The sequence below is a fragment of the Flagellimonas amoyensis genome, assembly GCF_003058265.1.
GTDB classification, from domain to species: domain Bacteria; phylum Bacteroidota; class Bacteroidia; order Flavobacteriales; family Flavobacteriaceae; genus Flagellimonas; species Flagellimonas amoyensis.
The window spans coordinates 164911-184733 of the sequence record NZ_QBUK01000002.1 but is presented as its reverse complement, the minus strand read 5'-3'; the positions used below and the strand labels follow the sequence as shown (position 1 = coordinate 184733).

Annotated in this window: 18 protein-coding genes; 9 read left to right on the top strand and 9 right to left on the bottom strand. The window is 46.8% G+C overall.

Features of this window, described 5'->3' with window-relative positions:
• Window positions 1-63: 63 nt before the first annotated feature.
• Together DB398_RS03375 and DB398_RS03370 are read right to left on the bottom strand one after the other, a co-directional pair.
• Window positions 64-888: an AraC family transcriptional regulator gene (locus tag DB398_RS03375; protein ID WP_108422998.1), complete on the bottom strand. Its 825-nt coding sequence runs from the start codon at window positions 886-888 to the stop codon at window positions 64-66.
• Window positions 889-916: 28 nt separating this feature from the next.
• Window positions 917-1912, bottom strand: coding sequence for an SDR family NAD(P)-dependent oxidoreductase (locus DB398_RS03370; RefSeq protein WP_108422997.1), 996 nt, complete (start codon window positions 1910-1912; stop codon window positions 917-919).
• A gap of 214 nt (window positions 1913-2126) precedes the next feature.
• Between DB398_RS03370 and mtaB the strand changes: the two genes are divergently transcribed.
• Entirely contained in the window at window positions 2127-3455 is a 1329-nt protein-coding gene (mtaB, locus tag DB398_RS03365) for a tRNA (N(6)-L-threonylcarbamoyladenosine(37)-C(2))-methylthiotransferase MtaB (protein ID WP_108422996.1), read from the top strand.
• Between the two features lie 51 nt (window positions 3456-3506).
• Here the strand turns inward: mtaB and DB398_RS03360 are convergent, their stop codons facing one another.
• On the bottom strand, window positions 3507-3800 hold the full coding sequence (locus tag DB398_RS03360) for a GNAT family N-acetyltransferase (protein ID WP_072882456.1): 294 nt from the start codon (window positions 3798-3800) through the stop codon (window positions 3507-3509).
• A 164-nt stretch (window positions 3801-3964) separates the two neighbouring features.
• Here DB398_RS03360 and DB398_RS03355 point away from each other — a divergent pair, with 164 nt between their 5' ends.
• Window positions 3965-4627, top strand: a complete 663-nt coding sequence (locus DB398_RS03355; RefSeq protein ID WP_108422995.1) for an alpha/beta fold hydrolase — start codon at window positions 3965-3967, stop codon at window positions 4625-4627.
• A 46-nt stretch (window positions 4628-4673) separates the two neighbouring features.
• Window positions 4674-5639 carry a lytic transglycosylase domain-containing protein gene (locus DB398_RS03350; protein WP_108422994.1) on the top strand — a complete coding sequence of 322 codons (966 nt, stop codon included), beginning with the start codon at window positions 4674-4676 and terminating at the stop codon, window positions 5637-5639.
• 24 nt (window positions 5640-5663) lie between these two features.
• Here DB398_RS03350 and DB398_RS03345 read toward each other — a convergent pair whose 3' ends face one another.
• Entirely contained in the window at window positions 5664-6179 is a 516-nt protein-coding gene (locus tag DB398_RS03345) for a hypothetical protein (RefSeq protein ID WP_108422993.1), read from the bottom strand.
• 165 nt (window positions 6180-6344) lie between these two features.
• Between DB398_RS03345 and rpmH the strand changes: the two genes are divergently transcribed.
• Together rpmH and carB are read left to right on the top strand one after the other, a co-directional pair.
• Window positions 6345-6503 (top strand): 50S ribosomal protein L34, encoded by a 159-nt coding sequence (rpmH, locus tag DB398_RS03340; protein WP_072882462.1) that lies wholly within the window; start codon window positions 6345-6347, stop codon window positions 6501-6503.
• Window positions 6504-6598: 95 nt separating this feature from the next.
• Window positions 6599-9451: a carbamoyl-phosphate synthase large subunit gene (gene carB / locus DB398_RS03335; RefSeq protein WP_108422992.1), complete on the top strand. Its 2853-nt coding sequence runs from the start codon at window positions 6599-6601 to the stop codon at window positions 9449-9451.
• A 52-nt stretch (window positions 9452-9503) separates the two neighbouring features.
• Here carB and DB398_RS03330 read toward each other — a convergent pair whose 3' ends face one another.
• From DB398_RS03330 to DB398_RS03310, 5 genes are all read right to left on the bottom strand, one after another.
• A complete protein-coding gene (locus tag DB398_RS03330) occupies window positions 9504-10427 on the bottom strand; it encodes a hypothetical protein (protein WP_108422991.1) in 924 nt (307 codons plus the stop codon).
• Between the two features lie 51 nt (window positions 10428-10478).
• The gene (locus DB398_RS03325; protein ID WP_159076293.1) at window positions 10479-11255 is read right to left on the bottom strand and encodes a DUF7151 family protein; all 777 of its coding nucleotides are present in this window, start codon (window positions 11253-11255) and stop codon (window positions 10479-10481) included.
• A gap of 148 nt (window positions 11256-11403) precedes the next feature.
• On the bottom strand, window positions 11404-11985 hold the full coding sequence (locus DB398_RS03320) for a hypothetical protein (protein ID WP_108422989.1): 582 nt from the start codon (window positions 11983-11985) through the stop codon (window positions 11404-11406).
• Window positions 11986-12092: 107 nt separating this feature from the next.
• Entirely contained in the window at window positions 12093-12533 is a 441-nt protein-coding gene (locus DB398_RS03315; RefSeq protein WP_108422988.1) for a carboxymuconolactone decarboxylase family protein, read from the bottom strand.
• 64 nt (window positions 12534-12597) lie between these two features.
• Window positions 12598-13185 carry a Crp/Fnr family transcriptional regulator gene (locus DB398_RS03310; protein ID WP_108422987.1) on the bottom strand — a complete coding sequence of 196 codons (588 nt, stop codon included), beginning with the start codon at window positions 13183-13185 and terminating at the stop codon, window positions 12598-12600.
• Window positions 13186-13417: 232 nt separating this feature from the next.
• On the opposite strand from DB398_RS03310, the gene DB398_RS03305 reads away from it, so the two are divergent.
• From DB398_RS03305 to DB398_RS03290, 4 genes are all read left to right on the top strand, one after another.
• Window positions 13418-13822, top strand: a complete 405-nt coding sequence (locus tag DB398_RS03305) for a hypothetical protein (RefSeq protein ID WP_108422986.1) — start codon at window positions 13418-13420, stop codon at window positions 13820-13822.
• Between the two features lie 150 nt (window positions 13823-13972).
• Window positions 13973-15055, top strand: a complete 1083-nt coding sequence (locus DB398_RS03300) for an efflux RND transporter periplasmic adaptor subunit (protein WP_108422985.1) — start codon at window positions 13973-13975, stop codon at window positions 15053-15055.
• Between the two features lie 23 nt (window positions 15056-15078).
• Window positions 15079-18348, top strand: a complete 3270-nt coding sequence (locus DB398_RS03295; RefSeq protein WP_108422984.1) for an efflux RND transporter permease subunit — start codon at window positions 15079-15081, stop codon at window positions 18346-18348.
• Window positions 18326-19762, top strand: a complete 1437-nt coding sequence (locus tag DB398_RS03290; protein ID WP_417935538.1) for a TolC family protein — start codon at window positions 18326-18328, stop codon at window positions 19760-19762. Before DB398_RS03295 ends, DB398_RS03290 begins: the two co-directional genes overlap by 23 nt.
• The last annotated feature ends 61 nt before the right edge of the window (window positions 19763-19823 follow it).

Below are 19823 nucleotides of genomic sequence, written 5' to 3'. Positions count from 1 at the left end.
TTCGATCATAATAATAGAAAATAGATCCAAGTAAAGAATGTACCCTTTGCATTTTAGGTAGTCCTAGCTATTTCTTTGAGGTTGGACCAATGCAGTAGGCGCATATCCAAAATGCTTTTTAAAGGCAAAAGAGAAATGCGACAGGTTCTCAAAACCTGTTTCCAGATAGACCTCTACCGGTTTTCGTTCTTTTTTGGCCAATTGGTAATGTGCCAGTTCCAGACGTTTTTGGGTAAGCCAACGCTGTGGGGTGGTATGGAACACTTTTTGAAAATCCCGTTTAAAGGTGGTCAGGCTCCGGCCGGACAAATAGCTGAACTTTTCCAACGGCATATTGAACATGAAATTCCGCTCCATAAAAGTGGCCAGATCTATTTTGTACGGTTCCTCAAAATTGGCCAAAATGTTGTCGATGTCCCTGTCCAATGTTCTGAGGATGGATATGGCCTCGGTGATTTTCAAGGAAGCGATGTTTTCTGGAAATTCCTCTTCCTGCATTTCAAAATAGGGGATTAGGGAGGATAGGCAACTTTTCAACAACGGATGGCTTCCAAAACGGATGATTTTTGGTGCTGGAACGACTTTGGGCCTTACATCCAATTTGGTATAGAAGTCCCGGAGCCTGTCCGTGGATAGGTGCATCACCACGGATTGATGCGGTAGCCCATCTTTTGGATAGTTGATGATGGTGGCCAGTTGGTTTCTGGGAATCAGGAAGATGTCCCCGGGCTTGAACACATGGCTTTCTTCTGCCTGAATGATCTTGGTTTCGCCTGAAATGAACCACACAAGCATATGGTGGTCAAACACCACTTCCGTTTTGAACAGCTTGTCCTCATAGGAGGAAAGCTTGATCTCGGGTGTGATATATTTTAATTGATAGTCCATAGGCCTGTGTGGTATAAAGGTAGCAATATCAGTGGACGGGAAATGATATCCCGGTCAAATCTTCGCTCAACTCCCACAGTTGCTTTGCAAAGGTCATGTCAAGCGCATAAGGATTGATGCCCCTCGACAGGGATGCATCGGAGGACAGTGCCGCAATATCCACATCTTCGCAGTACACCCCTCCAAGTTGGGTGAGCAATGGACTGGTAGCACACCATACCGTTGTGGCGGCTCCTTGGGGAATGGTTTTTAGGGATGCTGCCACTTCGGGCAAAATATTGCCTTCGGCATCACAAAAACCCATTTGTTGGAAGAGTTCCAACGATGCTTCCCTAGCCAACTCGGTCCCGCCTATGGAACCGGGATGTAATGAATAGGCCCTAACGTTGTATGATTTGGCCCTGTTGTCCAGTTCAAGCGAAAATAGGTTCACTGCTGTTTTTGACTGACCATAGGCCTGCAAGGTTTCGTAGTCCCTTTTCAGAAAATTGGGGTCGTCAAAGTTGAAAGGAGCAAATTGGTGACCGGACGAAGAAACATTGACCACTCGCGAGCCATTTGCCTTTTTCAGCGAAGGCCATAGTCTGGCCGTGAGTTGAAACTGCGCCAAATAGTTGGTTGCCAGTTGGGATTCCATACCACGTTTATCCCGCCGTAAAGGCACCCACATAATGCCCGCATTGTTGATGAGCAAATGCAACGGTCTGCCCGAAGCGAGGAATTTTTCCGCAAAGGCATCGATGGATTTGGGGTCCATCAAGTCCATGGTCTCCACTTCAATGTTGGCCATTCCCTGTAGATTGATTTTGGCCTTTTCAATATCCCTTGCCGGAACGATCACGGTGGCCCCTGCGCTTGCCAACGTTTTGGTGGTTTCCAGACCGATGCCTGTGTTGCCCCCGGTCACGATGGCAATTTTCCCTGTAAGATCTATCCCTTGGATGACTTCAGCTGCGGTTGACGTTGCATTGAATCCTGAGCCGATGGGGTTCTGCAATGCCCCTTGATAATTGTGTTGTTCCATATTTGATTTGTTTTATGGAGCAAAATTGGAGAAGGAATTGGCAGATGGTTTTGTTCAAACGTCCGATGTTACTTTGTTCAAAAGTTCATCTATCTCGTTTTGGGTAAGTTACCCCCGTTGTTTTACAAAACCTATTTTGCTATTTCCACAGCAAAGCTGTTCCCATAACTCCCAATAAATCATTATCTTTGCGGCCCTAAAGTCAGATGGGCAGATGAACAAAAAGGTTGCATTTTACACACTCGGTTGCAAGCTCAATTTCTCCGAAACTTCCACCATAGCGCGGAGTTTTGAAAAGGAGGACTTTGAGCGTGTTGACTTTTCCGAACGGGCCGATGTGTATGTGATCAATACCTGCTCCGTCACCGAAAATGCCGACAAGCGTTTCAAGAGTATCGTGAAACAGGCCCAAAAAGCAAACCCTGAGGCCTTTGTGGCCGCTGTGGGGTGCTATGCGCAGCTCAAGCCCGAAGAACTGGCCGCTGTGGATGGGGTGGACTTGGTTTTGGGAGCCACCGAGAAGTTCAAGATCACCGATTACCTGAACGATCTCACCAAGAATGATGGGGGAGAAGTGCATTCCTGCGAAATTGAGGAAGCGGATTTTTATGTGGGCAGCTATGCCATCGGGGACCGTACCCGTGCTTTTTTAAAGGTGCAGGATGGGTGCGACTACAAATGCACCTATTGCACCATTCCTTTGGCCCGCGGTATTTCCCGAAGCGATTCTTTGGAGAACGTTCTGCAAAATGCCCGTGAGATCGCGGCGCAGGACATCAAGGAAATTGTGCTGACCGGGGTGAATATTGGCGATTATGGAAAGGGTGAGTTTGGCAACAAGCGGCACGAGCATACCTTTTTTGACCTTGTAAAGGCCCTGGACCAAATTGATGGCATCCATCGCCTGCGCATATCGTCCATAGAACCCAATTTGTTGAAGAACGAGACCATTGATTTTGTGTCGCAGAGCAATTCCTTTGTGCCCCATTTCCATGTGCCCCTGCAAAGTGGTAGCGATACCATTTTGCGGTTGATGCGAAGGAGGTATCTCTCCAATCTGTATGTGGATAGGGTGAATCGTATCAAAAAGGCCATGCCACATGCTTGTATAGGGGTGGATGTGATCGTGGGGTTCCCCGGGGAGACCGACGAACATTTCCTTGAAACCTATCATTTTCTGAACGAACTGGACATTTCATACCTGCACGTTTTCACCTATTCCGAAAGGGACAACACCTTGGCGGCGGACATGGAAGGGGCGGTTCCCAAAAACGTGAGGAACAAACGCAGTAAAATGCTCCGCGGTCTATCTACCAAAAAGCGAAGGGCGTTTTATGAGAGCCAATTGGGCACCACTAGGACCGTATTGTTCGAAGGTGATAACAAGATGGGCTATATTCACGGGTTTACGGAAAACTATGTGAAGGTAAAGGCTCCTTGGAACCCAGAACTGGTGAACACTTTACACCATGTGGAGCTTACGGAGATCGATGAGGACGGTCTGGTACGCTTCGAGTTTGTCACCGATACCATTTTGGCATAAAAAAAGCCTTCCGGGAGGGAGGGCTTTGATTTTCTTGAATGTTGGTGGGTATCAGATGCGGATTCCCACGGGCAACATTTCCTTGTACTGTCTGTTCTTTCTCAAAAAACCTGCAATGTGCGGGCTGGTCGGGACCACGCGAAGGTTTTTTTCCTGGATTTGGTGCAGAACGGCTTTGATGAAGTCCTCTTTGAATCCCTCTTGGTCAATTTCCTCAGGAATCACCAGCTTGGTCAAAAAGACTTTGCGCTCCTGGGAAGAGTATTCAATTTTGGCTAAATGCCCATTGACCCTAGCTTCAAACTGGCGCAAGAAACTATTGTCGTTAATTTCCATTTCTGTCATATAGTACTGTTTTTAATGACTCTGTAAGATTTAGACCATCCCTAAAGATGATCAGATCAATCCCCTTAAAAAAATAGTTCAATAATTGGGGTCAGCTACAAAAGGGATACAAAATTAGTCAAAAAATTGTTAATTTCCTAGTGGTTGACGATCTTTGGTGGAATATGCCTGATACAAAAACCCATGTGTACCTGATGCCTGGAATGGCAGCCGCACCATCTATTTTTGAGGGCATCCATCTTTCTCCCGAAACTTTTGAGGTCCATTTGTTGGATTGGACCATCCCGGAAAAAGGGATGTCCCTAGAAGCCTACGCGCAGCAAATGTGTACCCGCATACAACATGAAAATCCTGTATTGCTGGGGGTTTCCTTCGGAGGGATGTTGGTGCAGGAGATGGCCAAGTTCATCCACCCCAAAAAGGTGATCGTGGTCTCCTCGGTAAAAAGCAGGACGGAACTTCCCAAGCGCATGCTCTTTGCCAAATATACCAAGGTGCACAAACTGCTCCCGACGGGGTTGGTGACCAATGTGGAGCTTTTGGCCAAATATGCCTTTGGCGAAACGGTGACCAAGCGTTTGCACCTCTATGAAAAATACCTTTCCGTCCGGGACAAGCAGTATATCGATTGGTCCATTGACCAGATTGTGAACTGGAACCAGACCGTACCGCCCCCGAACGTGGTGCATATCCAAGGGGAAAAGGACACGGTTTTTCCCGTGGCCAACATCAAGCAGTGCATAGTGGTGAAGAATGGCACCCACACCATGATCATCCACCGGACAAGGTGGTTCAATGAAAATCTCCCCACAATAATTTTAGGATAAGCACGTCTATATAGTATCTTTACGGTACCCTATAAAAATTTTGGCTATGAAACATATCAAGAACATATTGGCATTTATTGGATTGATCGCGGTGACCGGCACCTTTATTTTTGCGGTGCAGTCGACCCCGGAACCTGTTGAGGAAAAAACTCCCGAAGCAGAGGTGGTAAACGATAAAAATGTGGCCCAAGGCTACAGGATCAGTGCTATCGAGATTCCCAAAGACCTCAATTTTGCGGGCGAGCCCGTTCCTTTGGACGACCCGGAAATCATGGAGCGCGTAGATCGTGAGTTTTTGGTGAACACGTATTGGCAATCCAATGCTTTGTTGCTGATGAAACGCGCCAACAAGTATTTCCCCATTATAGAGCCCATTTTGAAAAAGAACGGTATCCCGGACGATTTCAAATATTTGGCCGTGGCCGAAAGTGGCCTTCAAAACGTGGTGTCACCTGCAGGGGCTACGGGTTTTTGGCAGATCATGAAAGATACGGGCAGGGAATATGGCCTTGAGGTGAACGATAATGTGGACGAGCGGTACCATGTGGAAAAATCCACCCAGGTGGCCTGTGACTATCTGAAGAAATGGAAGGAACGATTTGGTAGCTGGACACTCACTGCTGCGGCCTACAATGCAGGCCCTGCGGGTATCCAACGGTTTATGGGCATCCAGAAAGCAGGGGATTACTACGATCTATTGTTGGGCGAGGAGACCGGCCGCTACGTGTTCCGCATCATGGCCATCAAAGAGATCATTGCCAACCCTGGAAAGTATGGCTTTTTGGTGGAAGAAGGCGATTTGTACACCGAAGTGCCCACTTTTACGGTAGAAGTGGATACGGCCGTGGCCAGTTGGGCTGACTTTGCCCAGCTTTACGAGATCAACTATAAAGTGCTGAAAAGGCACAACCCTTGGTTGCGAGAGCCCCACTTGAACAACAGCTCCCGAAAAAAATATGTGATCGAGATCCCGAACAAGGGGTATTATCGCACATCGAGTGCGGGGAGGTAAAGTACTGATTTAGGAGATTTTGCCCTAAATTTTCTTCATCTGCTGCTGCATCATCTTGATCTGCTCCGTCAGCATATTGTTCTTGTCCAGCTTTTTGGCCTCTTGCAACAGTTGGGTAGCCTCGCGTTTTCTGCGTTTTTGCATGGCGATCCCGGCAAGGCTCAACTTGGCCATGGACACATCATAATCCATGGTAAGTCCCAGTTTCAGTGCCTTTTTGAAGTATTTTTCGGCCTGGGTCAGGTTCTTTTGGGAATAGATGATCCCGTGCAGGTAATTGAAGTAGCCCTGTTGTTTTTTGATGAGTGCTCCCTCGGGATTCTTGATCTTCTCCAACCATTTTTGGGTACCTTCCAAGTCCTGTTTGCGCATACGCAGAAAGGCCAAGAGGATAAACTCGTTCCTGAAGTACAGGAAAATGAACACCAGGGAGAACAGGATAAGGGCAATGCCATTGCCAATGTTGCCCTCCACGAACTGGTACACGGCATAAGCAATGATAAGACCTGCAATAACGAGTTTGATATTTTTGTTGAACATAGAGTTGGAGATTTTTACCGAATGTTTTAGAGGTGGCAAAAGTAACAAAAACAAATTTAAATATTTTCTTTTGGGACTTGCCAAAGTAAAAAGTCTTCGTATATTTGCGCCCAGAATTTTTCGGGAAAACAATTCCCACGAACAAAATCGATAAAAAGTTCCGAAATGAAAAGAACGTATCAGCCGTCAAAAAGGAAGAGAAGAAACAAGCATGGTTTTAGGGAGCGCATGGCGACTGCCAATGGTAGAAAAGTTCTTGCCAGAAGAAGAGCCAAAGGAAGAAAGAGATTAACTGTTTCCTCTGAGCCAAGACATAAAAAATAATGATAGCATTTCAGATTTAAATTAAAGGTGTTACTTTTCTAGGTAACACCTTTTTTTTGACCTGAAAGCAAAAAACAAGCAATAACCCTACAAAAATGCCGAAAAGAAAAGATTTAAAATCCATTTTGATTATTGGTTCTGGCCCTATCATCATCGGTCAGGCATGTGAGTTTGATTATTCTGGTTCCCAAGCACTTAGGTCGCTTCGTGAAGATGGTATCGAGACCATTCTGATCAATAGCAACCCCGCTACGATCATGACCGATCCCACCATGGCGGACCACGTATACCTAAAGCCATTGACCACCAAATCAATCGTTGAGATTTTAAAAAAACACCCCAATGTGGACGCCGTTTTGCCTACTATGGGTGGACAGACCGCGCTGAACCTTTGTATCGAGGCCGACCAAAAAGGCATCTGGAAGGATTTTGGAGTGGAGATCATTGGCGTGGATATTGATGCCATCAACATCACCGAAGACCGTGAAAAATTTAGGGAGCTCATGCTTAAAATTGGTATTGGGATGCCTCCCCAAGCTTCGGCCACTTCGTTCCTAAAAGGAAAGGAAATTGCCCAAGAGTTCGGTTTTCCTTTGGTGATCCGTGCTTCGTTCACCCTTGGTGGTGCCGGGGCAGGTATTGTGTACGATCCCGAGGATTTTGACGATATGTTGAGCCATGGTCTCGAAGTATCGCCCATCCACGAGGTGATGATCGACAAGGCTCTCATGGGTTGGAAAGAATACGAATTGGAGCTGCTTCGCGACAAGAATGACAACGTGGTCATCATCTGTACCATTGAGAATATGGACCCGATGGGTATCCACACCGGGGATTCCATCACCGTGGCCCCAGCGATGACCCTTTCGGATAGGACGTTCCAACGTATGCGGGACATGGCCATCCACATGATGCGCAGTATCGGGGATTTTGCAGGAGGCTGTAATGTACAGTTTGCCGTTAGCCCTGATGAGAAAGAAGATATTATCGCCATCGAGATCAACCCAAGGGTGTCAAGGTCATCTGCTTTGGCGTCCAAAGCGACAGGTTACCCCATTGCAAAGATTGCCGCCAAACTGGCCATTGGTTATACCTTGGACGAATTGGATAACCAGATCACCAAGTCCACTTCGGCTTTGTTCGAACCCACGTTGGACTACGTAATCGTAAAAATTCCACGTTGGAACTTTGATAAGTTTGAAGGATCGGACAGGACTTTGGGACTTCAGATGAAATCCGTAGGGGAGGTCATGGGAATTGGCCGTTCGTTCCAGGAAGCATTGCACAAGGCCACACAATCTTTGGAAATCAAGCGAAATGGATTGGGTGCCGATGGTAAGGGGTACAAAGATTATGAGACCATCATCGAAAAACTACGTGTGCCCAGCTGGGACCGGGTTTTTGTGATCTATGATGCCATTCAGTTGGGTATTCCGTTGAAGAGGATTCACGAGATCACCAAGATAGACATGTGGTTCCTGAAGCAATACGAGGAGCTCCATTTCTTGGAGATGGAAATTTCAAAATATACCATAGAAAGTTTGCCCAAGGCCCTATTGTTGGAAGCCAAGCAGAAAGGTTTTGCCGACCGACAGATAGCCCATATGCTGGACTGTTGGGAAAGCGAGGTCCACAGCAAACGTATGGATATGGGCATCAACCGTGTCTATAAGCTAGTGGATACTTGTGCGGCGGAGTTCAAGGCCGTGACCCCGTATTACTACTCCACTTTTGAAGAGGAAATCGAAACGGCTGATGGGCATCGCTATGTGGCCAACGACAGTATCGTTACGGACAAGAAAAAAGTGGTGGTACTCGGCTCGGGACCCAATCGAATTGGACAAGGTATCGAGTTTGACTACTGCTGTGTCCATGGTGTTCTGGCAGCTGCCGAGTGCGGTTATGAGACCATCATGATCAACTGTAACCCTGAAACGGTTTCCACCGATTTTGATACGGCGGACAAGCTGTACTTTGAGCCTGTGTTCTGGGAGCATATCTACGATATCATCTTGCATGAAAAACCTGAAGGGGTGATTGTGCAGTTGGGTGGACAGACGGCCTTGAAATTGGCCGAGAAGCTGGACAAATACGGAATCAATATCATAGGAACCAGTTTCCAATCCCTGGATTTGGCCGAGGACAGGGGAAGTTTCTCCACCTTGCTGAAGGACAACGATATTCCCTACCCAAGGTTTGGGGTGGCCGAGACTGCCGATGAGGCACTGGAACTGGCTGATGAACTGAACTTCCCGCTATTGGTAAGGCCATCCTACGTATTGGGTGGACAAGGGATGAAGATCGTGATCAACAAAGAAGAACTGGAGGCCCATGTGGTGGACTTGTTGCGAAAGATACCCAATAACAAACTGCTTTTGGACCACTATTTGGATGGGGCGATAGAAGCAGAGGCCGATGCCATTTGTGATGGTGAAGATGTGTATATCATCGGAATCATGGAGCATATTGAGCCTTGTGGAATCCACTCTGGGGACTCAAACGCGACCTTGCCACCATTCAACTTGGGTGAATTTGTAATGCAACAAATAAAAGACCATACCAAAAAGATTGCCTTGGCATTGAATACGGTCGGGTTGATCAACATTCAATTTGCGGTCAAGGATGATATTGTATACATCATCGAAGCGAACCCAAGGGCATCACGTACCGTTCCTTTCATCGCAAAGGCGTATAAAGAACCTTATGTGAACTATGCCACCAAGGTGATGTTGGGCGAGAAAAAGGTGAAGGATTTCGTGTTCAACCCACAATTGGAAGGATACGCCATCAAACAACCGGTGTTCTCCTTCAACAAGTTCCCGAACGTGAACAAAAACCTGGGGCCGGAGATGAAAAGTACAGGGGAGAGTATCCTGTTCATTGAAAGCTTGAAGGATGATGAATTCTATAACCTGTACTCTCGAAGGAAAATGTACTTGAGCAAATAAAATGCGAGAGGGACAACCAATAAAAAAGCCGCTGAAATCCAGCGGCTTTTTTTTATGGCTTCTTGGAAGCGTTTTCCATTTTCTCCAATCGTTCCAGTAGGTTCTGGACCAATTTGTTCTGCTCATCCAATTTTTGGTTGGCAGCTTTCAAATCCTCTATTTCCTTTTGTTGTTGGATGGTGTGGAGGGTGAGTTCCTCTATTTTTTGCAATAGCCTGGCATCCATTTCCCCCAAACTTATCCCATTTTGTTTGACTTCTTCCGCACTGGGCACATTTGGAAGGTGACCGTGCTTTTTAATGAATGATTCGGTCTCCAACAAACCGATCAGGTCATATTCCTTTTCAAACACAAAATCAGGCCAATTGCCTTGAAGTTCCACTTTAACCGCTTCTGCGATCACATTTCCTGCAACGGCAAGCATATACCCTTGTGTGTTCGTTGTGCCGATACCAACGCTTCCAGAAGCGTTCAGGTTGGAAACCCCAACTGTCCCGGCAGTGTAGGATAGATCATTTCCGTTGACGGTCCATGGAGAGGAGACCACATTGGTTCCGTTAAGAAGCAGGGCAGTGGCATCCAATGAGCCTACTTCGATATCCCCAGCAGTGTACGAAAGGTTATTTCCGTTGATGGTCCATGGGGAGGAAACCACATTGGTTCCATTAAGAAGAAGGGTAGTGGCGTCCAATGTACTTACCTCAACACTTCCTGCAGTGTAGGATAGATCATTTCCGTTGATGGTCCAAGGTGAGCTTTGCACTTCCAAACCATCAATCAATAAATCGGTCACATTGAGTTGGGTCGCGAAAATTTGCGATGCATTCACGGTACCATTGACATCCAAAGCAAAACTAGGGTTGGGGGTCAATGTTCCGATTCCCACACTCCCAGATGCGGGAAATGAGTTTTGGCCATAGGTGGTTACAGTGGCGATCAGCGCGATCAGTAAGCTAATTGGGGTAAACTTTTTCATAATTTTTCGGGTTGAAATATATCAAATGAATGACTTCTGAGCGGGATGCCTCTATTCGTACTCCCTAAGCTCGAAAGATAGATTTTCAAAGTTATCGGCAAATACGTTGATACCGTTTTGTAGTTCCAACCTGATTTGGTTGTCGCTCACCAATTCACCCCTTACGCCTGTATGTGAACTGGGAGTGCTAAAAAAGATGACCGTTTTTCCAATATCGATGGACCTGTCCAAGGTTCCCAAATATCTTCCTTGGGATTCCCTGGTCCATACAATGGTAAGGTCAAGGCTGTTGTCCAATATGCTGCTTACAGGGTTATCCGTACCAGTCTGGCTTATCAACGATGCATAGGATTGGTAGTTGAAGTCAGCAGCATCGGCATTGCAGAGGTATTCTGAAGAAGTCACCTCGGCCCCATCCAGCTCGCCATTGCCATTGCTGTCCAAACCAACATCCAATCGATATCCACCATTGGCGCAGTTTACACCGGGCTGCTCTATGACAGTGCCGATCAAACTGGTTAGGCCCTCCGAAGGGTCAAGGTTGCAAAGATATTGGGAGGAAGAAACTTCTGCTGAATCCAATTGGCCATTCCCATTGCTGTCCAGACCAATGTCAAGTCTGAATCCGCCATTGGCGCAGTTAGTGCCGGGCTGTTCCTCTGTTGTACTGATCAGACTGGTTAGGCCATTCGATCCATCTGTTCCATCAGTTCCGTCAATGCCATCCATTCCATCAATGCCATTTGCACCGTCTTCCGAACTACAGGCCATTAATGTCAAAAGAATAAAAAGGAACGTACCTAGCTTTGGGGATAAGGTTTTTTTCATGGGGGTAATATTGCATATCATTTCAACTCACAAACTTAAAAAAAATGCTGTTGAGCGAAATGGGCCAAAGGATGGAATGTGCAATTAATCGGGTGAAATGCACAAACCAGATGAAAGGTGCTGTGAGGGGTTCAAAGTGTAAGGATTCTTACTGAATCAACCCAAAAGATTCCGCAATCACACCATAGGTTTTTGCGTGTTCTTCTTTCTTGCTTTTGAGCGTCCAGGCCATGAGCATATATACATTTACCGGGCCTTCCACAAACGTCAGGAAATACGAGATTTCCTCATCGACGCCATCCACATGGGCATCCATTTCCACTTGCTCGGCATCAAGACCGTTTATCTTCAATGATCTGGGTGAGGTTTGTGTGTTGACCCGCATCCGTTCATTGAAAAGTTGCACCTGGATGTCCCTGTAATTTTCTATCAGCGAGAGATTTTCGTCATAGCTGTCCAGTTCCTTGAAAAGGTCCATAAACTCATCCTTGGGCTCGTCAATGATAATGGTGTAGGCCTCTTTGAACAGGTTTTGGTATTGCAGGGAAGCCTCATCGTTCAGGCCAGTGGTGCTCTTCATGAACCTGGGGATGTCTATTTGGTACCGATTATCCACCACAACAGTGCTAAAATCCTCAGGTTGTAGCTCCGGGTTGGATTTTTTGGTCTTGAAATCGATGCAGGACGTAAACGAAAGGCTTACGAACAATAGGAGGGCCATTTTTTTCATAAGGATGGTTTAGTGGTGTATTAGTTTTGGGACGAATATAAGGTTTAATTGTTTTTCAAAAACAAAAGACCCCGATCGGGGCCTTTGAATGTACTTTCGGTACTTGCTCAATCCTGTAAGGGCTTGTGCGTGCTCACCGATATACGGTTCCAGGCATTGATGGCTACAATGGCCATGACAATCTGTGCGAAATAATGTTCATCAAAGAGCTGTATGGCCCTGTTGTAGGTTTCTTGGGTCAGCCCCTTTTGGTGCACCAGGGTGATTTCCTCCGTCATCTTCAAAATGACTTGTTCTTCTTCGGTATACAGTTCGGTGTCCCACCAGGCATCCAGCAGGAACAACCGTTGTGGGTCTACACCCATTTTTAGGGCATCCTTGGTGTGCATGTTGATACAGAAGGCACATCCGTTGAGTTGGGAGGCCCTTATCTTGATCAATTCATAATGGATTTTGTCCAGTTGGCTCTGTTGGATATACTTTTCCAGTCCAAACATGGCCTTGAATGCCAAAGGTTCCGTTGCATCAATTTGAATTCTTTGTTCCATGATTTTTGTTTTTTGAATACAGTGCGAAGGTATTTCACGGCCTGTCCAAAAAACTTAAACAGGTTTAAGAACGCTTTTTGGCACGTATCTCGCTCACATATTCGGGCGTGAGCCCCAAAAAGGAAGCAATCAGGTACTGGGGCACCCGTTGGGCAAACTTGGGGTAGTGCTCAGTGAAATGGAAATAGATCTCTTCTTTGGAAAAATCGGACAGATATTTGGTCCTCATGAGGGAAGCTCCATATGCAGTCTGGTAGATTACCCGAAAATAGCGTTCGAGCTGCGGGTGTTTCTCCAATAAGCGTTCCTGTTGGTCCAGACTGATAGAGAGTACCTCACTTTTCTCCACGGCTTGGATGGAAAAGTCCGTATTGGTCTTGTTCTGGAACGCCAAAAGGTCGGTGAGCCACCAGTGTTCCAATGCGAACTGCACCGTGCGTTCCGCTCCTTTTTCATTGACGAAATACATGTGCAGGCAACCTTTCAGGACCACATGGGTATGGGTACAGGGCCCACCGGCGTGCATCAATGTTTCCTTTTTGGACAGCTTTCGTTTTTCAAAAAAAGATAACATGTCATGGAATTCTTCTTCCGAAAGGGCCACATATTGACCCAAATGCCTGAAAAATGACTCAAGTGATGCCTCTTTCATGAAAATGATCCATTTGGAACGGACAAGTTACGCAGGAAAACGGAAAATGGGTATAGATGAGGCCCATATCATCACTTTTGTTAAAACAATCACCATTATTTTACACTTAATGAAGGTATTGTTTGCCTATACAAATTTTATGGTAAAAATGATTTCTTGATTTCTGATTTTAACCATAATTAACACAGACTATTTGTTGGAGAAACTTCGGTGACCTAGTTTTGTTGCCCAAATGAAAAAGGCATTCCACTTTTATTTTCTTCCCCTATGTGTCCTTTTGTTGGGAGGGTTCATCAATCTATATGCGGATTCGCAGTACGATTCTGAGCCGGAGAATGCCTGTATCATCCAGTACGAACAAGACCAATGTCCAGTAGCTTCCATCGGATTGCAACATTTGGATTTGGAGAAAAAGCACTATGCCGAGACCGAGGTAGGTGAAAAAGAGGAAAAGGACGAAGAGGCCTCTTCATACAATTCAGATTTTGGACATGGCAGTTATTTGACTGCCTTTTTTTATGTTCCTATCGGGGAACAGAATGCCAGTGAACTTGGAACGAATCCCAAGCATTTTGCTTCGGATTCCAAAATCGTTGACCTTAAACGGCACATCCGGTTCCAGGTTTTTAGAATTTAGTATTTCCACCCAAGGAAGGCAATTTTTCATTCCACCGCTTTCCATATCCCGCCCTTTTTGGGCCATTTTCATTGACCGGGCAATCCCATCACGACGATAGGGGTTTCCCAAAGTACATCACAAAAATCAATTTCTAAACCAGTAAAGACCATGAGGAAAGTTACCATCTTCCTTGGCATGCTTGTGTTGCTTTGTTATACAAGTTGCGAATCCAAAAAACACGAAAAAAAGGACGAGACCAAATACCTCGTTTCCAGTCCTATCCAAAAGGACACCTCCATCACCAAAGATTATGTCTGTCAGATCCATTCCATTAGGCACATTGAGCTAAGGGCCTTGGAAAAGGGATATTTGCAGCACATTTATGTGGATGAGGGACAATATGTAAAAAAGGGACAGCAAATGTTCCACATCATGCCCAATGTCTATCAGGCAGATTTACAAAAAGCAAAAGCAGAGGCCGAAGTTGCCGAGATCGAATACAAGAACACCCAACTGTTGGCAGATGGGAACGTGGTCTCTTCCAATGAACTGGCCATGGCGAAGGCCGAATTTGACAGGGCCAAGGCCGAAGTGGCCCTCGCTCAGACCCATTTGGGCTTTACGGACATCCGAGCCCCCTTTGACGGCATCATGCACCACTTGGAAGCAAGGGAAGGGAGCCTTTTGGACGAAGGGGAACTGTTGACCACCTTGTCCGACAACAGCAAAATGTGGGTCTATTTCAATGTGCCCGAGGCCGAATATTTGGATTACATCACCAGTGCCAAAAAGAACAACAAGCAAGAGGTGGAACTCTTGATGGCGAACAACAAAAAGTTCAATCAGCCTGGAGTTGTGGAAACCATTGAAGGGGAATTCAACAACGAGACAGGGAACATTGCTTTCCGGGCCACTTTTGGCAACCCCGACGGCATTCTTCGCCATGGGGAAACCGGAAGCATCTTGATGACCGTTCCCTTGAAGAATGCCCTGCTCATCCCCCAAAAGGCCACTTTTGAGGTGTTGGACAAAAAATACGTGTTCGTCATTGACAAAGATGATAAAGTAAGTCAGCGCGAAGTAACGATAGGGGCCGAACTTCAACACCTGTTTGTAGTGGAAAAGGGACTTTCAAAAGATGATAAAGTATTGTTGGAAGGTATCCGTATGGTCAAGAATGGCGAGAAGATCCACTATGTGTTCGAGAAACCAGAGAAGATCTTGACGAGCCTGGACCTGTACGCAGAGTAACAACCTAAAAATCTTCAGACAAGATGTTCAAAAAATTTATCCATAGGCCAGTATTGGCCATTGTGATCTCTGTGATCATTGTGTTCACGGGACTACTTGCCATCAAGCAGTTGCCCATCTCACAGTTTCCCCAGATCGCCCCAACTACTGTAAACATATTCATTGCCTACCCTGGTGCCAGTGCCGACGTGTTGGTGAAATCGACCTTGATTCCTTTGGAAACGGCGATCAACGGGGTACAGGGCATGCGTTATATCGCTTCCGATGCCACTAGTGCAGGGGAAGGAACCGTTCGTATCATTTTTGAACCGGGCACGGACCCCAACGAAGCGGTGGTGCGGGTCAAAACGCGAGTAGACCAGGTGATGCCCTTATTGCCCGATCTGGTGCAGCGGGAAGGGGTGATCATTACCCCGGTAATTCCCAGTATGCTGATGTATGTAAACCTCTATAGCAAGGAGGACAATGCAGATGAACTGTTCCTGTACAACTATGCCTACACCAAAATGATTCCCGAAATCCAAAGGATCAATGGTATAGCCACTGCCCAAATTTTGGGAAGTAGAAAGTTTGCTATGCGAATTTGGTTGAAACCGGACCGTATGCGGGCCTATAGTGTGTCTGCAGAAGAAATCTTGGAGGCGATGGAGGAACAGAGTATCATTGCCCGTCCCGGTAGATTGGGACAGAGTTCAGGTAGAAATGCCCAATCCTTGGAGTATGTGTTGGTCTACCAAGACCGATATAGTGAACCCGAGCAGTACAAGGATATTATTATAAAAGCCAATGAGGAAGGGGAAATCCTAAAATTGGGCGATTTGGCCGATGTGGAGCTCGGTAGCGAGTTTTTCGATATTTACTCCAATTTGGATGGGAGACCTTCTGCTTCCATTGTGTTAAAACAAACGTTTGGCAGCAATGGTAGTGAGGTAATCAAGGAGGTAAAAGCAAAATTGAAAGAATTGGAAGCCGATCTTCCCCCCGGCATGGACTATCAGATCAGTTATGACGTGTCCAACTTCTTGGACGCCTCCATTGATCAAGTGATCCATACACTGCGTGATGCGTTCATTTTGGTGGCCATTGTGGTGTTCCTCTTCTTGGGGGATTGGCGGTCTACACTCATCCCGATCATTGCGGTGCCCGTATCATTGATCGGTGCTTTCTTTGTGATGCAATTGTTCGGACTGTCCATCAACCTGATCACACTTTTTGCCTTGGTATTGGCCATTGGTATTGTGGTGGACAACGCGATTGTCGTCGTGGAAGCGGTGCACGTGAAGATGCACGAGGAAAACCTCACGCCATACAAAGCGTCCTATGAAGTTTTGGGAGAGATTGGGGGTGCCATTATCGCCATTACTTTGGTAATGACCTCGGTGTTCATTCCTATTTCCTTCATGACGGGGCCAGTTGGGGTCTTCTACCGACAGTTCTCCATCACCATGGCAGGATCCATTGTGATTTCGGCGATAGTCGCATTGACATTGACCCCTGTACTCTGTGCCATGATGTTGAAGAACACCCATGGAAAGGAACGCAGGAAATCCCCAGTGAACCGTTTCATCGATTGGTTCAATGGCAAGTTTGAAAAACTTACGGGAAGGTATGTAGGTGTCTTGAACAAGATTGTGAACCGAAGGGTGGTCACTTTTGGTATCCTTATCGCTTTTTGCGCAGGAATCTTCTTTACGAACCAAGTGTTGCCTGCCGGATTTATTCCCAATGAGGACCAAGGGATGATCTACGCCATCATCCAGACCCCTCCAGGTGCTACCTTGGAGCGTACCAATGCCGTGGCACGAAAACTTCAGGAAATCTGCGAAGAAACCGAAGGTGTGGAATCCGTTTCGTCCTTGGCTGGTTATGAGATTATGACCGAGGGTAGGGGTTCCAACGCCGGTACCTGTCTCATCAACCTAAAACCATGGTCCGAAAGGGAACATACCGTTCACGAGATTATGGAAGAATTGGAGGAAGAAACCAAAGACCTGGGAGCGGTCATAGAATACTTTGAACCCCCCGCCGTTCCTGGGTTCGGTTCTTCCGGTGGTTTTGCCATGCGTTTGTTGGACAAGACCAATGGTACCGACTACCACGAGTTCGAAAGGGTGAACAATGACTTTATGGAGGCTCTAAGGCAGCGTAAGGAGTTGACAGGTCTGTTTACCTTCTATGCGGCCAATTATCCTCAGTATGAGCTGAAAATCAATAATAAGGCAGCGATGCAGAAAGGTGTTTCCATAGGAAAAGCCATGGAGAACCTGAACATTTTGATCGGTAGTACGTACGAGCAAGGGTTCATCCGTTTTGGTCGATTCTTCAAGGTATATACCCAGGCAGCGCCAGAATATCGTGCACTTCCATCGGATTTGGAAAAACTCTTTGTGAAGAACGAAGAGGGCGAAATGGTGCCGTATTCCGCTTTCATGACCATGGAAAAACGTTTGGGTCCCAACGAGATCACCCGTTATAACCTTTACAACTCTGCGGCCATCAACGGTCTGCCCGCAAAAGGCTATACCACGGGCGATGCCATCGATGCGATTAAGGAAGTAGCGGCACAGACCCTGCCCCGTGGCTACGATATCGCCTGGGAAGGATTGTCGTTTGATGAGGCACAGCGCGGTAATGAGTCGCTCTATATTTTCATCGTGGTATTGATCTTCGTGTATTTGGTGCTGGCGGCGCAATACGAGAGCTTCTTGCTGCCCATGGCCGTGATCCTTTCCTTGCCCGTTGGGGTATTTGGTTCCTTCTTCCTGTTGAAGTTGATGGGATTGGCCAACGACGTGTATGCACAGATTGGGGTCATCATGCTGGTGGGACTGCTGGGCAAAAACGCGGTATTGATCGTGGAGTTTGCCGTTCAGAAACACCGACAGGGCGCCACGATCCTGGAAGCGGCCATTGAAGGTTCCAAGCAACGATTCCGACCAATTTTGATGACATCCTTTGCCTTTATCGCCGGTTTGATTCCATTGGTGGTCGCTTCGGGCGCCGGAGCCATCGGTAACCGCACCATTGGAGGTTCGGCACTGGGAGGGATGCTTATCGGGACCATTTTCGGGGTGTTGCTGATTCCTGGATTGTATTTCATTTTCGCCAAGATGTCCGAAGGCAAGAGCCTTATCAAGGACGAACACGATGAACCGATTTCCGAAGAATTGTTCAAGGAGAATGAAAACGAAAGTAGGCTACGTGCACGCTTGCGCGAGGTGAACAAACTGTTGAAAAAAATGACCACACGAAATGGAAAAAAAAAGAAAAATGACAAAGATGAAGAACAGTAGATCATTTTTAATAGGGGTTATTTCGCTTGTGGCCTTTTATGCTTGTGTGCCCACCCGCGAGATCCGGGACGAGAATACCTTGGTTCCCGAGCAGTACCAAAACCAGTCCACGGACACCGTGAACTCGGGGTTGGTGCAATGGAAGGAGTTTTTCAAAGATCCCAACCTGATTGCCTTGATCGATACGGCCTTGGTGAAAAACCAGGAATTAAACATCATGTTACAACAAGTGGACATGTCCAAGAACGTGATTCGGGCCAAAACCGGGGAATATTTGCCCTTTGTCAACTTTCAGGCCGGTGCCGAAGTGGAAAAAGTAGGGGAGTATACCCGCAATGGTGCTGTGGAGAAGAACCTCGAAGTGAAGGAAGGGGAAGAATTTCCCGAACCCCTGACCAATTATGGTCTGGGTGCCTTTGCCACTTGGGAACTCGATGTGTGGAAGAAACTTCGCAATGAGAAAAAGGCGGCCGTGTACGAATACCTTTCCAGCGTGGAAGGGAAGAACTTCATGGTCACCAATTTGGTTGCGGAGATTGCGGATTCCTATTATGAGCTGATGGCGTTGGACAACCAATTGGCCATCATTGACCAAAACTTGGAAATCCAGCAGAATGCCCTCAACATGGTGAAACTCCAGAAGCAGGCGGCCCGTGCCACCGAATTGGCGGTGCAGCGTTTTCAGGCGGAAGTGTTGAAGAACCAAAGCCACAAGTACGAGATCCAGCAGGAAATCGTGGAGACCGAGAACAAACTCAATTTCTTGATCGGTAGGTCACCACAGCATATCAATCGTACTTCGGATAATTTTATCGATACCCCGATTGATCATCTTTATGCAGGAGTTCCTTCGCAATTGTTGCAGAACCGTCCCGATGTGCGTCAAGCTGAATTGGAATTGGCAGCCGCCAAATTGGACACCAAAGCGGCCAAGGCCAGTTTCTATCCACAGTTTACCATCAAGGCGGGTGTGGGGTTGGAAGCATTCGACACCAAATACTTGACCACCACGCCAGAATCCGTTCTGTATTCGGTGATGGGCGACATGGTGGCGCCCTTGATCAACAGAAATGCGATCAAGGCGCAGTATCTGAATGCGACGGACAGACAGTTGCAGGCGGTGTACGAGTATGAAAAAGCCATTTTGAACGCCTATATCGAAGTGGCCAACCAGTTGTCCAACATCGACAATTTGAAGAAAAGCTATGAATTAAAAGACGGTCAAGTACAGGCCCTGACCCAATCCATTGATCTTTCCACACGTTTGTTCCAATCCGCACGAGTGGAATATATCGAGGTGCTTTTGGCGCAACGGGAGGCTTTGGAATCGAAGATGGAGCTTGTAGAGACCAAAAAAGACCAGATGCTGGCCCAAGTAAAGATGTACCGGTCTTTGGGCGGCGGCTGGAATTAATGCCCCAAAACCAATGGACCTACTGTGTTGGCTGTTGATTTACCCAAGTGAAAGCCCATTT

Excerpts from the sequence above, each read along its gene's own strand:
- DB398_RS03350 (WP_108422994.1), top strand. The coding sequence starts at position 4,674 with ATGAAACATATCAAGAACATATTGGCATTTATTGGATTGATCGCGGTG.
- DB398_RS03375 (WP_108422998.1), bottom strand. The coding sequence starts at position 888 with ATGGACTATCAATTAAAATATATCACACCCGAGATCAAGCTTTCCTCC.
- DB398_RS03295 (WP_108422984.1), top strand. The coding sequence starts at position 15,079 with ATGTTCAAAAAATTTATCCATAGGCCAGTATTGGCCATTGTGATCTCT.
- DB398_RS03330 (WP_108422991.1), bottom strand. The coding sequence starts at position 10,427 with ATGAAAAAGTTTACCCCAATTAGCTTACTGATCGCGCTGATCGCCACT.
- DB398_RS03315 (WP_108422988.1), bottom strand. The coding sequence starts at position 12,533 with ATGGAACAAAGAATTCAAATTGATGCAACGGAACCTTTGGCATTCAAG.
- DB398_RS03290 (WP_417935538.1), top strand. The coding sequence starts at position 18,326 with ATGACAAAGATGAAGAACAGTAGATCATTTTTAATAGGGGTTATTTCG.
- rpmH (WP_072882462.1), top strand. The coding sequence starts at position 6,345 with ATGAAAAGAACGTATCAGCCGTCAAAAAGGAAGAGAAGAAACAAGCAT.
- DB398_RS03300 (WP_108422985.1), top strand. The coding sequence starts at position 13,973 with ATGAGGAAAGTTACCATCTTCCTTGGCATGCTTGTGTTGCTTTGTTAT.
- DB398_RS03320 (WP_108422989.1), bottom strand. The coding sequence starts at position 11,985 with ATGAAAAAAATGGCCCTCCTATTGTTCGTAAGCCTTTCGTTTACGTCC.
- mtaB (WP_108422996.1), top strand. The coding sequence starts at position 2,127 with ATGAACAAAAAGGTTGCATTTTACACACTCGGTTGCAAGCTCAATTTC.
- carB (WP_108422992.1), top strand. The coding sequence starts at position 6,599 with ATGCCGAAAAGAAAAGATTTAAAATCCATTTTGATTATTGGTTCTGGC.
- DB398_RS03355 (WP_108422995.1), top strand. The coding sequence starts at position 3,965 with ATGCCTGATACAAAAACCCATGTGTACCTGATGCCTGGAATGGCAGCC.
- DB398_RS03370 (WP_108422997.1), bottom strand. The coding sequence starts at position 1,912 with ATGGAACAACACAATTATCAAGGGGCATTGCAGAACCCCATCGGCTCA.
- DB398_RS03310 (WP_108422987.1), bottom strand. The coding sequence starts at position 13,185 with ATGAAAGAGGCATCACTTGAGTCATTTTTCAGGCATTTGGGTCAATAT.
- DB398_RS03325 (WP_159076293.1), bottom strand. The coding sequence starts at position 11,255 with ATGAAAAAAACCTTATCCCCAAAGCTAGGTACGTTCCTTTTTATTCTT.
- DB398_RS03345 (WP_108422993.1), bottom strand. The coding sequence starts at position 6,179 with ATGTTCAACAAAAATATCAAACTCGTTATTGCAGGTCTTATCATTGCT.
- DB398_RS03360 (WP_072882456.1), bottom strand. The coding sequence starts at position 3,800 with ATGACAGAAATGGAAATTAACGACAATAGTTTCTTGCGCCAGTTTGAA.
- DB398_RS03305 (WP_108422986.1), top strand. The coding sequence starts at position 13,418 with ATGAAAAAGGCATTCCACTTTTATTTTCTTCCCCTATGTGTCCTTTTG.